We start from the raw sequence: 11,429 nt of genomic DNA, 5'->3' as shown, positions 1-11,429 counted from the left end.
GCGCGGCGCCTAGCCAGCACACCGTCTGCTTGCTTACTGAACCTTCTTTCAATGGTTAGCTAAGGAAGATTGAACATGGCAACCCTCCACGTCGACGTGGTCTCCGCCGAAGAGCTGATCTTCTCGGGCGAGGCCAAGTTCGTCGCCCTGCCGGGCGAGAGTGGCGAACTCGGCATCCTGCCGAGGCACACGCCGCTGATCACCCGCATCAAGCCGGGCGCCGTGCGCATCGAGCGCCCTGATGGCACCGAAGAGTTTGTCTTCGTGGCCGGCGGCATTCTCGAAGTGCAGCCGAACCGCGTGACCGTGCTGGCCGACACCGCCATCCGCGGCAAGGACCTCGACGAAGCCAAGGCTGTCGAAGCCAAGAAGCAGGCCGAGGAAGCGCTCAAGAACGCCAAGAGCGAACTCGACCAGGCGGCGATCCAGAACGAGTTGCTGACGCTGGCGGCCCAGGTCGCGGCGCTGCGCAAGTTCCGCAAGAAGTAATCGCGCTGATCTTTGCGATTCAAAGGGCGATGGGAGTAATCCCATCGCCCTTTGCCATTGCGTTGCTGTGCGTTCAGGCGCCTGCCGGCCTCGCTAAACTCGCGCGGCTTTTTTGATTTCAGGGAGGAACTATGAAGAGCTTGAATAACGCCACTCGTGCGCTTGCCATTGCAGCATTTGCTGCCACGCTGGGCGGCTGTGCGACCACCGAGCAATCCCGCGCGGTCGAAGTGCCCAAAGTCGCTGCGGCCACCGCGCCGGTCTATCAAGGCGTCCGTGCGCCTATCGCTGTCGGCAAGTTCGACAACCGTAGCAGCTATCAGCGAGGCATCTTCTCCGATGGCATCGACCGCCTCGGTACGCAGAGCCGGACCATCCTCGTCTCGCACCTGCAGCAGACCAATCGTTTCAGCGTACTCGACCGCGACAACCTCGAAGAGTCCAAGCAGGAAGCCCAGTTCAAGGGCAGCGCGCAGGCCATCAAGGGGGCTGACTACCTCGTGACGGGTGCAGTCACTGAGTTCGGCCGCAAGGATGTGGGCGACAAGCAGTTGTTTGGCGTGTTGGGTCGCGGCAAGACACAGGTGGCCTATGCCAAGGTGACGCTGAACGTCGTCAACCCGGCAACCTCTGAGGTTGTCTATTCGGTTCAGGGTGCGGGTGAGTTCAGCCTGTCCGAACGGGAAGTGCTTGGCTTCGGCAGCACGGCCAGCTACGACGCCACATTGAACGGCAAGGTGCTTGATCTCGCCATTCGCGAGGCCGTCAATGCGCTGACCGCCGGCGTCGACGGCGGCGCGTGGAAGCCGGTTCGGTGATGAGGGCTGGCATGAAGACCACCTTTCCCATCGTCGCTGCCCTGGCGCTCGTTGGCTGCGCGCAGCCAGGCCCAAAGCCCCTGTACCAGTGGGCCGGGTATCAGGACGCCGTCTATCAACACCTGAAATCCAACGGCAGCGAGCCGGGCGCTCAGATTGCGCTGCTTGAGGCTCAAATCGCGAAGAACAAGGTTGCGGGCGAAGCTACGCCGCCCGGCATGCATGCTCATCTCGCGTTGCTCTATGGCAAGACGGGTGACGACGTGGCCGCGCAGCGTCACCTGGAGACTGAGCGTGCCCAGTTCCCGGAGTCGGCCGCGTATGTCGACTTTCTGCTGAAGAACACCAAGAAGGATGCCGGCAAGAGCGCAGCCAGCGCGGTCAATGCCCCGGCGGATGCCGCCAGCCAACCCAAGAGCTAAGGGAGAACCAAACAATGAGAACCATCTTCCAGCGCCTTCCGCGCTTCGCTTCGTCAATGCTGGGTGCGTTGGTGCTGTTGGTGCTGCAAGGCTGCGCCACGCCGCCGGCGCCTTACGACTACACGGCATACAAGGACGCCAGGCCCGGATCCATCCTCGTGCTTCCGCCGATCAACACCACGCCCGAAGTGCAGGCGACATCCAGCGTGATGGCGCAGATGACGCGGCCGTTGGCCGAGTCGGGCTACTACGTGCTGCCGGTCTCGTTGGTGGACGAAACGCTCAAAAGCAATGGCATGTTCACGCCCGAAGACGCGCAGCAGATCGCGCCGGCCAAGCTGCGCGAGATATTCGGTGCGGACGCCGGTCTTTACGTGAAGGTCACGCGCTACGGCTCGGTTTACAAGGTCCTCAACAGTGAGACCGCTGTGACGCTGGAGGCCAAGCTGGTGGACCTGCGCAATGGCAAGCTGCTCTGGGAGGGCAGCGCCGCCGCGTCCAGCGCGGAGCAGGCCAACAACAGCCAGGGCGGCCTGATCGGGCTGCTGGTCAAGGCCGTTGTCGACCAGATCATCTCGGCCTCCACCGACCGCAGCCACCCAATGGCGGGCCTTGCAAGCCAGCGCCTTCTTGTGGCCGGCCGGATGAACGGCCTGCTTTACGGGCCGCGTTCTCCGCAATACGGCAAACCTTGACGAGGCGGACGGGCCGACATCACGCGGCTGCCTGCTGGTTCTCGGGTTGGCGGTGGAGGGCTTGCTTTAGGCATGTGATCTAGGCTAGCGACGCCCAACCCATGGGCTGAGCCAGATGGACAGGACCGCCACCGCGATGCCGAGCACAGAGCCCGCCAGGGCATCCAGCACGACATGTTGTCGAACGGCGACTGTCGACCAGGCGATGGACAGCACCCATACCGCATTGGCCCAACGCCATGCGCATGGCGCGCGCAAGGTGCGGATCAACCGATCGATCCAAATCGCGGTGAACACCGCCGTGGCGACGTGCAGTGAAGGGCAGGCGTTGCCGCCGGCATCCACGCCCTGCAAGAGGGCGAAGCCGGGGTAGGCGCTGACGTCCACGTCGGGCGCTGGCACGGCAGTCGGCCAAAAGTAGAAGATCAAAAGGCCGCAACCGCACAGCACTGCCGCCCACAGCCCGTAAACCACGAGCTCGCGTACGCGCAGCAGCAGTCCGGGTGCAATGCCCACGTAGAACCACAGCGAGCCGTAAACCAACAGCGCTTCGGGCTGAAACGGCACCAGGGCATCCAAGCTTGTTCGAGGCATCTCGAACACCGCGTAGGCCGGGTGGCGCAAGGTATAGAAGTAGCAGAAGAAGAAGAGCCACATGAAGCCGCTGATGCCGATCACTTTCAGGGGCAGCAGGCGCCAAAGCCGTTCACCCAAGTCGGCCAGCCATTCCGGCGTGGGGGGGGCGGTCGCAGGCAGGGGGGCGCGTCGGTTCATGGACATGCGTTAGAGATAATCAGGAGGCCACGCGTTTGAGCGTGCGTCGCCACGCTGCATGATTGCAGACCCACGCAAGCCCGCGTGGGGTGGCTCGTCAGCCCCTCGACCGTCGAACCAACATGACTTCGGAAACCTCCGCCGCCCGCGATTCTGGGCCCTTCCACCATTGCGACGTGCTGATCATCGGCGGCGGCCCTGCGGGCTCCACGATGGCTACGCTGCTGGCGCGGCAAGGACGCGACGTCCTGCTGGTCGAAAAGGCGCACCATCCGCGCTTTCATATTGGTGAGTCGCTGCTGCCGGCCGGCGGGCCCCTGCTCGAGAAGCTGGGCGTCAGTGCCCAAGTCGAGGCCATCGGCATGCCCAAATGGGGCGTCGAGTTTTGCTCCCCTGAGCACAGCCATCGGTCCTTCGTGGAGTTCAGCGACGCCTGGGACAAGAGCTTGCCGATGGCCTGGCAGGTGCGTCGCGCCGACTTCGACGAGATCCTGTTCAGGAATGCGGCTGTGGCCGGTGCGCGCACCTTGGAAGGCTGTTTGGTGCGCCGCGTGGCGTTCGATGCCCAAGGTGCCGACGTGGAGGCCGTCTTGCAGGACGGCGCCGTGCAGCGCTGGCGAGCGAAGTTCGTCGTCGATGCCAGCGGCCGCGACACCCTGTTGGCCACGCAGAACCAATGGAAGCAGAAGAACCGGCGGCACAACAGCGCGGCCCTCTTCGCGCACTTCCGAGGCGCGCAGCGGCTGCCCGGCAAACAAGAAGGCAATATCAGCATCTTCTGGTTCCAGCATGGCTGGTTCTGGTTCATCCCGCTGGCCGACGGCAGCACCAGCGTCGGTGCGGTGTGTTGGCCCGAGTACTTGAAGCAGCGGAACAAGCCGCTGAATGAGTTCTTTGCCGACACCATCGCCATGGCGCCCGAGCTGGCGCGGCGGCTGGACGGGGCGGTGCTGATGGACGACCACGTGTGGGCCACGGGCAACTACAGCTACTGCGCCGACCGCTGCGCGGGCGACCGCTTCCTGATGCTGGGCGACGCTTACGCCTTCATCGACCCCGTTTTTTCCTCGGGGGTCTTTCTGGCGATGCAAAACGCCTTCGACGGCGCCGAGGTTGTGGCCAAGGCCATTGACGCGCCCGAAACCTATCCGGCCGCACGGCGGCAGTTTGAGCGGCGCATGCGCCACGGCCCAAAGCAGTTTTCCTGGTTCATACACCGGATGACGAACCCCATGCTGCGCGAGCTGTTCATGCATCCGCGCAACCCGCTGCGCATGCAGGAGGCGGTGATGTCCCTGCTGGCGGGTGACATCTACGGCAAGACGCCGATCTGGGCCTCCTTGGCGGCATTCAAGGGTGTGTACTACGTGGGCTCCCTCTTCTCGCTGCCGCGCACCCTGCGCGCTTGGTGGGCTCGCCGCCGCCTGATCCGGGACGTGGGTGGCGTGCGCGGCGAGAACGTCATCGCCAACCCCAGATGACCGAAGTTGACGCACTGTCGCGCGGGTGGTCCGCGCGCGCGCCCCATGTTTTGCGTGCTGAACGACTCGACCTTACCCAGTGGCGTGACGGCCATCACGACGGGTCGCTCGCGCTGGGGGGGGTGGCCTGGGGCTTGCCGCGCGCCGATGTGGACGTCGACGCCGACTCGGGTGGGCTGGCAGCCCTGGACACCCCGCTCCTCGGTCCCACTCAACCATGGGTGGACGCTTGGCTGACTCGGGGCGGCGCGCTGCGCAGCGGTCGCAGCGGCAGCGTTCAATGGCGCACCGATGGGCACTGGGCCTTCGGCCAGCTGAACCTGCCCGAGGCGCAAGGCTCGTTGGAGCAAGCCGCGTACCGCGCCTACCGCGACGTGTTCGCAGCCCTGGAGGACTGCGGCTGCCCGCAGCTGCTGCGGCTCTGGAACTACCTGCCCCGCATCAACGCCGACGGCGGCGGGCTGGAGCGCTACCGGCAGTTCAACATCGGTCGCCAGCAGGCCTTCATGGACGCCCAGCGCGACCCCTTCGACGGGGCACCCGCGGCGTGCGCCCTGGGTACCGCAGGGGCGACGCCGGGCGGTTTGAGCGTTCGCTTTTTGGCCGGCCGGTTGGCCCCGAAGCCCGTGGAGAACCCACGGCAGGTGTCGGCCTACCGGTACAGCCGCGCGTACGGACCGCGCGCCCCGACCTTTTCGCGTGCGGCGCTGGCTGACGCCGGCGGCGGCCAGTTGGCACTGCTGGTGTCGGGCACCGCCAGCATCGTGGGCGAGCACTCGGTGCACCACGGTGACGTGGTGGCCCAGACCCAAGAGACGCTGCGCAATTTGCAGGCGGTGATCGACAGCGCCCACCGGGGCTGCAGCGCCCGCTACAGACTGGCCGATCTGCACCCCACCGTCTATGTGCGCCATGCGGCCGACGCGGTGGTGGTGGGGCAGGTGCTGGCCCAGGCCGAGCCCTCGTGGCGGGATGCACCCTGCGTGCAGGCCGACATTTGCCGGGCGGATCTGTTGGTGGAAATCGAAGCCCACGCCTTCGCGCCCGGGGCGCTGGCGTGACAGCGCTGCGCTGGCTGGGCGTGCCGTTTCAATGGCTGGCGCTGCAGGGCATGCTGCTGTTCATGGGGCTGGGCTCGCTGCTGTGGAACGCCGTGGCCTTGTTGCTGTACCCGCTGCTGTCGAACGACACCGGCCGCCGTGTGGGCCGCGCCGGCATTGCCGCGGGCTACCGCCTGTTTTGGGGGATGGCGCGCGCCGTGGGCTTGATGCGCTTGCACTCGGAGCCCTTGGATGCCCTGCGTGACGAGGGCGGGTTGATCGTCGCCGCCAACCATCCCAGCATGCTCGACGCCATGATGCTCGTGGCGCGATTGCCGCACAGCGCGTGCATCATGAAGGCCAGCCTGATGCGCAACCCCTTCCTGGCACCCGGCGCCCGCTTGGCCCGCTACATCCCCAACGATTCGCCCAGCGGCTTGGTGCGATTGGCGATGCGAGACCTGAAGCAGGGTGGGCAGCTGGTGCTGTTCCCCGAAGGCACCCGCACCACCCAGCCGCCGGTCAACGCCTTTCACGGGGGCGTTTGCCTGATCGCCAAGCGCGCGGGAGTGCCCATCCAAACCGTGTTCATCGACACGGCGTCGCCCTACCTCTGCAAGGGGTGGCCGCTGTGGCGGCTGCCGCCCCTGCCGATTGTTTTCACGGTCCGCTTAGGGCGGCGCTTTGAACCTGCCGACGACCACGCCGCCCAATTGCGCGAGCTCGAGGCCTACTTCGCGGCCGGCGTTCGCCAAACGCCACCGCGGCCTGACCCCCACCCACGATGACGACCCCTTCTTCGACGCACTTGGTGCTCATCCCCAGCTACAACACCGGCGACCAGGTGTACGCCACCGTGCGCGCCGCGCGCGCCCGATGGGCGCCCGTGTGGGTGGTGGTGGATGGCAGCACCGATGGCACCGCCGAGGGCCTGCAAGCGTTGGCCGCGACGGATCCCGGTTTGCGCGTGTGGGTCTTGCCAAAGAACTGCGGCAAGGGTGCGGCCGTGTTGCATGGTTTGCAGTTGGCCCAGGCCGAGGGCTTCACCCACGCTTTGGCCATGGACAGCGACGGCCAGCATCCGGCTGACTTGATCCCGGCCTTCATGCAGGCTTCGATGGCCCGTTCTGAGACCATGGTGCTCGGCCGCCCGGTGTTCGACGCCAGCGCGCCCTTGCTGCGTGTGCGCGGGCGCCGCGTTTCCAACTGGTGGACCAACCTCGAAACCTTGGGCGCTGGCGTGGCCGATTCGCTGTATGGCTTCCGGGTCTATCCGGTGGCTGCGCTGGCGGCGGTCATGGCGCGCCAGCCTTGGATGCGCCGCTTTGACTTCGACACCGAGGCTGTGGTGCGCCTGGCCTGGCGCGGGGTCAAGCCCGTGAACCTGGACGCGCCGGTGAAGTACCTGCGCGCCGATGAGGGCGGCGTCTCGCACTTTCGCTACGTGCGCGACAACATCCTCCTGACCTGGATGCACACCCGGCTGATGGTGGAGTTCGTGCTGCGCCTGCCCGTGCTGGCGTAGCGCAAGGCTGCCGGGCGGCCTCCCTTCCAGCGCTGACCGTTCGTCGGTTCTCGTTCATACCAAAACTGACCTACCCAGCGGATCAAGGTCGTGGCGGCGAGCACCTCACGGCACCTTGGACTGCCCTCTCATTGAACATTGAACTTTCCGGAGTGCGTTTCACTGAACATGAAACTCCGCTGACCGCTGACCGCTGACCGCTGACCGATTGAGGGTGGCTGCTGTCGTTCCCTGCGGCCCTGCCGGCCGGCGGCGACCGACCCAGTACAGCCGCAGGCCGGAGCGTCGGGAACGTCAGCAACGTGCCCGAAGCCGACGCTCAAGATCGACGGCGGAGGGCAGCACCGCAGCGGTTGCTGACTATCGTCCTAGCGTCCTAAATGGCTGCTCCGAGGCGGCTCGCAGCCACTGGGAAGCAGACAGCCGTAAAAACCAGGAAAGCCATCGACTTCGCCACGTTGGAATGGGCATGCCTGTCGCAGGTGGTTGTGGGGTCATGTGGTGTGGTTGCGGGCTAACAACGCACGATTCCGGCAAGCCGTGGCAGCGCCAGGGCCTCGGTACCTCGCTTCGGAAAGGCGTGACCACTGTCAACCCCAATGATGCGGATGACTCGCCCGCCACGTCGCTGGATGCTTCGCTCTCACAGTCAGGAGCCCCGCATGCCCAGCGCCATCCGAGCCGCATCTGCAATTGCAGCCTTCTTGCTCATCGCCGGGTGTGCTGAGGTCAAGTTCTACACGTCGCCCAAGCTTGAAGCGGACACCGTGACTGGCATACCGGTCTATGTCGCCAAGCCGTACCTGCTTGTTGCGAGGACCGGCGCGAAGGACAAACCTGTGGACGTGTCGGTGATTTACTTGCCCAACCTCGCTAATCCGCTGTATGCCCGCCTGTCGCCCGGTCTCTGGGGCTCGTCCGACCTTTCGATGTCGTTCAACAACAGTATCTTGACGGCGGTGGGCCAGAAGACCGACACGAAGATCCCGGAACTTCTAACCTCCCTGGGCGGGTTGCAAACATCGCTCGCGACCGCAGCCAAGACACGTGCAGAGACCGGCCTGCTCGGCAACGAATCCGCCCCCGACTATGGCGCCGTGTCGAAGCAGCTTCGCAAAATCGGCAACGACCTGAAGTCGCAAGTCAACGAAGCTCGCGCGGGCAAGTTCCTCACCGAGAACGAGCTCGGTGTGCTCGATATGGCGAGCGGTGCCATCATTGCAGCAGCCGACAACCTTGCGGATCCCACCAAGGCCGAGTCGACCCTGGCGGCAACTCTCGCGTCGCTGAGCATGGCCGCGAAGAACTGGGACGGTCAGGTTCGGGAGGCATCGCCAGCCACGACGGGCAACGAGCCGGTGGTGAGAAGGCAGATATCCGCCCTTCGGAAGGAGCTCCAGGCGTTGATCGACGGCCTGTCCCCCAAGCCGGGTGAGCCGCCGACGTTCACGCTCTACGACATCGACATCGACGTCAAAACCAAGGTGACGACGCTCAAGGAAGTGAAGTTCTGATGAGGCCCAAGGCAGCAGTTCGCGAGGTCTCGCGCATCCGGCGCAGCCGCAGCAGCGTCGAAGCGTTGCTGACAGAAAAGCCGCATGTCATCGGGTCAATGATCGGGCTCAAGTCTTGCAACGGCCAGCTCACCGATCAGGTCAGCCTGGTCGTCTTCGTCTCGCAGAAATTGCCCGAGGCAGCGCTGCCTGCGGAGCAGGTGATTCCGAAGCGGGTTGAGATCGATGGTGTGACCGTGCAGCTCGATGTGTTGCCGTATGGAGGCATGACCTTCCAAGCCACTGGCCCATTTCCGGCCGGATCGTTGACGACCTACGACGGCACCGAATACGGCACCATGACCGCGTTCGCGCGAACCCAGTTCGATGTCTACGGGCTAACGTGCGCGCATGCCATTGAAGGCCTCGACCGCAACGCCTATTCGCCCTCAGACGTGGCGATCTGGTCGCCCCCGCTCAAGAGGGCCATCCTCGTGGGACGCAGCGCGATCGCGCTCGCCGGCGGGGGAGCCGGTGTTCCGGGCGCTTTTGGCTTCTCGGACGCCGCATTGTTCACACTGGCGGAAGCCAGCCTACGCAAGCGAGCCCTTGCCGGGGGCCAGATCCCAGTCGCTGCACCGAAGTTCGGCGAATCTGTTTATGGCACGGCCACTAGCGGCGCAAAGGTCGGCCAGGTCGTCGGCATCGAGCAGCGTGTCGGCCCGGAACTCGCCGACCTCGTCGTCCAGGTGGCGCACCCGGGAACGTTCCGGGGCGACAGTGGGATGTTGTGGCGGAACGCCCAAGGCCAGGCCATCGGTATTCACGCGAAGGGTGACGGGAACGGACCAGGCGTTGGCAGTGGACTGACAGCGGCGATGAGCGCGTATCGGGCGGCGGCGGGATTGCAGATTGCGTTCATCAATCCATAGGCTGCCTTCCTGAGTGGGATGTCGATCCGGCGGATGCAAGCGAGGCGCGTAGCGACAACACCTAGGGCCAGCTCGATCTTAAAAGCGGTCAGCGTTCCTTTGCGTCTGTGGCCCCGCTTTGCAGCGGGTGCCGTCCTCGGGTTTACTGATTGGCCTGTCAGCAATGTGCCCAAAGCGGAAACTCGCCGAACCTCAGCAATAGGCTGGCTGCTGTCACCCACGATTCGCGACGCAATGACCGCTGCCGTCGGCAGCGGTCATTGAACGGTGCGACGGCTGAGCGACTGCTGGACCATCAGGGCCGGCCATTTCCGGACGCTCGCGTTTTAGTCCACCATGACCCGGCGCGCCGAGTTGGTCGAATCGCTGGCCGTTCACGGGAACCGGTGCGCTGCCTTCAGGGATTTCGCCTTCGCCGAAATCAAAACATTGCGGTCGCTGTTCCATGCCTGCTGGTAAAGCGCACGCACGACATCCAGCCATCGCGGGTCGCCGTCGGCGTCGGTACCCACCGGATCGACGCCGCCGGCCGCCAGGTACTCGGCACGCGTGGTCGATGCCACCCGCGCGAAGCGCCGGGCTTTGACGACGGCGCCCTCGTTGTCCGGCGCCGGGCAAGTCGCGTTGACGGCCGCGGGGGCCGACGGTGTCGACATGGTGGTGACCGTCACGCCATCGCGGAACAGGAAGCATTGCATGGCGTTTCCCTGCCCGCCTCCCGAGGACGCCGGCTCCGGGATGAAACCGGCGACAGGGAAAACGGCCGAAGAGGCCTCCATGATTGCCTTTGAAACGGACACCGCGCATGCCCTGCGATCAAGGGTACCGGCATCCGAGCAGGCGGTCACCGTCCATTTCGCGAGTTGGTCGGGCGACGGGTTGAGCATGTAGGTCTTCACCTGGATGCCACTGTCCACGTAGCTGCACAGCTGCACGGGAAACCCGTCCCAACGCGGGAAGGTGGTGACAGGCGCCTCGCAAGAGCGGCTGCCGATGCGCGCGGCGAACCAGGCGCGCGTCGTGGCGAGAAGCTGCTCGTCCTGCGCATCAGGTGCGGAGGCAGGCACGGGTGCTGGCAGGGTTGGTGCTCCGTCTTCCGACAACCGGTAGAGGTTGCGCGGCGACACTTGATCCGACGGCGAGATCGGGTCGTTCATGACGCGGGTCAGCGTCTTCGCATATTCAGCCGGCCGCCAGTTGTAGGGGTCTGAGATGCCAACGACCCAAGCTTTCACCGCCGTATCGACCGGCTGGCCGGCAGCGCGCGCGAGACGGTAGGCCTCGGCGTCCTGCCGGTAGTAGCCCAGCGTCGCCAGTTTCTCCGCGACGAAGTTCACTGCATCGGCTGCGCTCGCGAAAACGACGTATCTGTTGTTCACGTCAGCGGGTGGTTGGCAGGCGAGGCTGAAGCTCTTGCGCCCGCCGGCCGCAGACGACGAGTTGTACTTCCATCCGAAGAAGTTGTTGGCTTGCTTGGCCGTTCGTGTCCAGCCGTAGCCGGACTCCACCATCGCCATGGCGGCGATGGCGGATGCCGGCACACCGTGTCTGTGCTCGGCAGTGACTGCCAGGGCGGAAACCAAAGACACGAACTCCGACTTTTCCGCCGAAGTCGGGTGACCCGGCTGGGGGTCATAGCAGCCCCAGTCTTCAGCAACAGCCGGGGAACTCGCCGCCAACGCCAGGCTGAACAGGGACACGAGTCGCACGGTCATGATTCGTCCTCCACACAATCTTTGCCACGTCGTCTGGCAACACGC

The 11,429-nt window shown here is 65.2% G+C and carries 12 protein-coding genes; 10 read left to right on the top strand and 2 right to left on the bottom strand.

Features of this window, described 5'->3' with window-relative positions; translation table 11 throughout:
* Nucleotides 1-75 precede the first annotated feature (75 nt).
* From ABIS05_RS05020 to ABIS05_RS05005, 4 genes are all read left to right on the top strand, one after another.
* Complete coding sequence (locus ABIS05_RS05020; RefSeq protein ID WP_348013247.1) at nucleotides 76-489, top strand: F0F1 ATP synthase subunit epsilon; 414 nt, start codon at nucleotides 76-78, stop codon at nucleotides 487-489.
* A gap of 131 nt (nucleotides 490-620) precedes the next feature.
* Nucleotides 621-1,307: a CsgG/HfaB family protein gene (locus ABIS05_RS05015; protein WP_348013246.1), complete on the top strand. Its 687-nt coding sequence runs from the start codon at nucleotides 621-623 to the stop codon at nucleotides 1,305-1,307.
* The gene (locus ABIS05_RS05010; protein WP_348013245.1) at nucleotides 1,289-1,729 is read left to right on the top strand and encodes a DUF4810 domain-containing protein; all 441 of its coding nucleotides are present in this window, start codon (nucleotides 1,289-1,291) and stop codon (nucleotides 1,727-1,729) included. Before ABIS05_RS05015 ends, ABIS05_RS05010 begins: the two co-directional genes overlap by 19 nt.
* Before the next feature lie 14 nt (nucleotides 1,730-1,743).
* Nucleotides 1,744-2,424 carry a DUF799 domain-containing protein gene (locus ABIS05_RS05005; protein WP_348013244.1) on the top strand — a complete coding sequence of 227 codons (681 nt, stop codon included), beginning with the start codon at nucleotides 1,744-1,746 and terminating at the stop codon, nucleotides 2,422-2,424.
* A gap of 84 nt (nucleotides 2,425-2,508) precedes the next feature.
* Here the strand turns inward: ABIS05_RS05005 and ABIS05_RS05000 are convergent, their stop codons facing one another.
* Complete coding sequence (locus tag ABIS05_RS05000) at nucleotides 2,509-3,198, bottom strand: phosphatase PAP2 family protein (RefSeq protein ID WP_348013243.1); 690 nt, start codon at nucleotides 3,196-3,198, stop codon at nucleotides 2,509-2,511.
* A 122-nt stretch (nucleotides 3,199-3,320) separates the two neighbouring features.
* Here ABIS05_RS05000 and ABIS05_RS04995 point away from each other — a divergent pair, with 122 nt between their 5' ends.
* The 6 genes from ABIS05_RS04995 to ABIS05_RS04970 all read left to right on the top strand — a co-directional run bounded on the left by ABIS05_RS04995 (nucleotide 3,321) and on the right by ABIS05_RS04970 (nucleotide 9,669).
* A complete protein-coding gene (locus tag ABIS05_RS04995; RefSeq protein WP_348013242.1) occupies nucleotides 3,321-4,679 on the top strand; it encodes an NAD(P)/FAD-dependent oxidoreductase in 1,359 nt (452 codons plus the stop codon).
* Nucleotides 4,676-5,740: a hypothetical protein gene (locus tag ABIS05_RS04990; RefSeq protein WP_348013241.1), complete on the top strand. Its 1,065-nt coding sequence runs from the start codon at nucleotides 4,676-4,678 to the stop codon at nucleotides 5,738-5,740. Before ABIS05_RS04995 ends, ABIS05_RS04990 begins: the two co-directional genes overlap by 4 nt.
* Nucleotides 5,737-6,507, top strand: a complete 771-nt coding sequence (locus ABIS05_RS04985) for a lysophospholipid acyltransferase family protein (protein ID WP_348013240.1) — start codon at nucleotides 5,737-5,739, stop codon at nucleotides 6,505-6,507. Before ABIS05_RS04990 ends, ABIS05_RS04985 begins: the two co-directional genes overlap by 4 nt.
* Complete coding sequence (locus ABIS05_RS04980; protein ID WP_348013239.1) at nucleotides 6,504-7,244, top strand: glycosyltransferase family 2 protein; 741 nt, start codon at nucleotides 6,504-6,506, stop codon at nucleotides 7,242-7,244. Before ABIS05_RS04985 ends, ABIS05_RS04980 begins: the two co-directional genes overlap by 4 nt.
* 662 nt (nucleotides 7,245-7,906) lie before the next feature.
* On the top strand, nucleotides 7,907-8,758 hold the full coding sequence (locus tag ABIS05_RS04975) for a hypothetical protein (RefSeq protein WP_348013238.1): 852 nt from the start codon (nucleotides 7,907-7,909) through the stop codon (nucleotides 8,756-8,758).
* The gene (locus ABIS05_RS04970) at nucleotides 8,758-9,669 is read left to right on the top strand and encodes a hypothetical protein (RefSeq protein WP_348013237.1); all 912 of its coding nucleotides are present in this window, start codon (nucleotides 8,758-8,760) and stop codon (nucleotides 9,667-9,669) included. Before ABIS05_RS04975 ends, ABIS05_RS04970 begins: the two co-directional genes overlap by 1 nt.
* Nucleotides 9,670-10,043: 374 nt before the next feature.
* Here ABIS05_RS04970 and ABIS05_RS04965 read toward each other — a convergent pair whose 3' ends face one another.
* Nucleotides 10,044-11,384, bottom strand: coding sequence for a glucosaminidase domain-containing protein (locus tag ABIS05_RS04965; protein WP_348013236.1), 1,341 nt, complete (start codon nucleotides 11,382-11,384; stop codon nucleotides 10,044-10,046).
* Nucleotides 11,385-11,429: the final 45 nt, after the last annotated feature.

Origin of the sequence: Roseateles sp. (genome assembly GCF_039929605.1) — a bacterium.
Taxonomy (GTDB): domain Bacteria; phylum Pseudomonadota; class Gammaproteobacteria; order Burkholderiales; family Burkholderiaceae_C; genus Pelomonas.
Note: the sequence above shows the minus strand (reverse complement) of the source record. Positions and strands in the feature narration are given on the sequence as shown.

Bases quoted from the DNA above. Each gene is read 5' to 3' on its own strand.
- ABIS05_RS05000 (WP_348013243.1), bottom strand. From the start codon at position 3,198: ATGAACCGACGCGCCCCCCTGCCTGCGACCGCCCCCCCCACGCCGGAA.
- ABIS05_RS04970 (WP_348013237.1), top strand. From the start codon at position 8,758: ATGAGGCCCAAGGCAGCAGTTCGCGAGGTCTCGCGCATCCGGCGCAGC.
- ABIS05_RS04995 (WP_348013242.1), top strand. From the start codon at position 3,321: ATGACTTCGGAAACCTCCGCCGCCCGCGATTCTGGGCCCTTCCACCAT.
- ABIS05_RS05020 (WP_348013247.1), top strand. From the start codon at position 76: ATGGCAACCCTCCACGTCGACGTGGTCTCCGCCGAAGAGCTGATCTTC.
- ABIS05_RS04980 (WP_348013239.1), top strand. From the start codon at position 6,504: ATGACGACCCCTTCTTCGACGCACTTGGTGCTCATCCCCAGCTACAAC.
- ABIS05_RS04975 (WP_348013238.1), top strand. From the start codon at position 7,907: ATGCCCAGCGCCATCCGAGCCGCATCTGCAATTGCAGCCTTCTTGCTC.
- ABIS05_RS04965 (WP_348013236.1), bottom strand. From the start codon at position 11,384: ATGACCGTGCGACTCGTGTCCCTGTTCAGCCTGGCGTTGGCGGCGAGT.
- ABIS05_RS04990 (WP_348013241.1), top strand. From the start codon at position 4,676: ATGACCGAAGTTGACGCACTGTCGCGCGGGTGGTCCGCGCGCGCGCCC.
- ABIS05_RS05005 (WP_348013244.1), top strand. From the start codon at position 1,744: ATGAGAACCATCTTCCAGCGCCTTCCGCGCTTCGCTTCGTCAATGCTG.
- ABIS05_RS05015 (WP_348013246.1), top strand. From the start codon at position 621: ATGAAGAGCTTGAATAACGCCACTCGTGCGCTTGCCATTGCAGCATTT.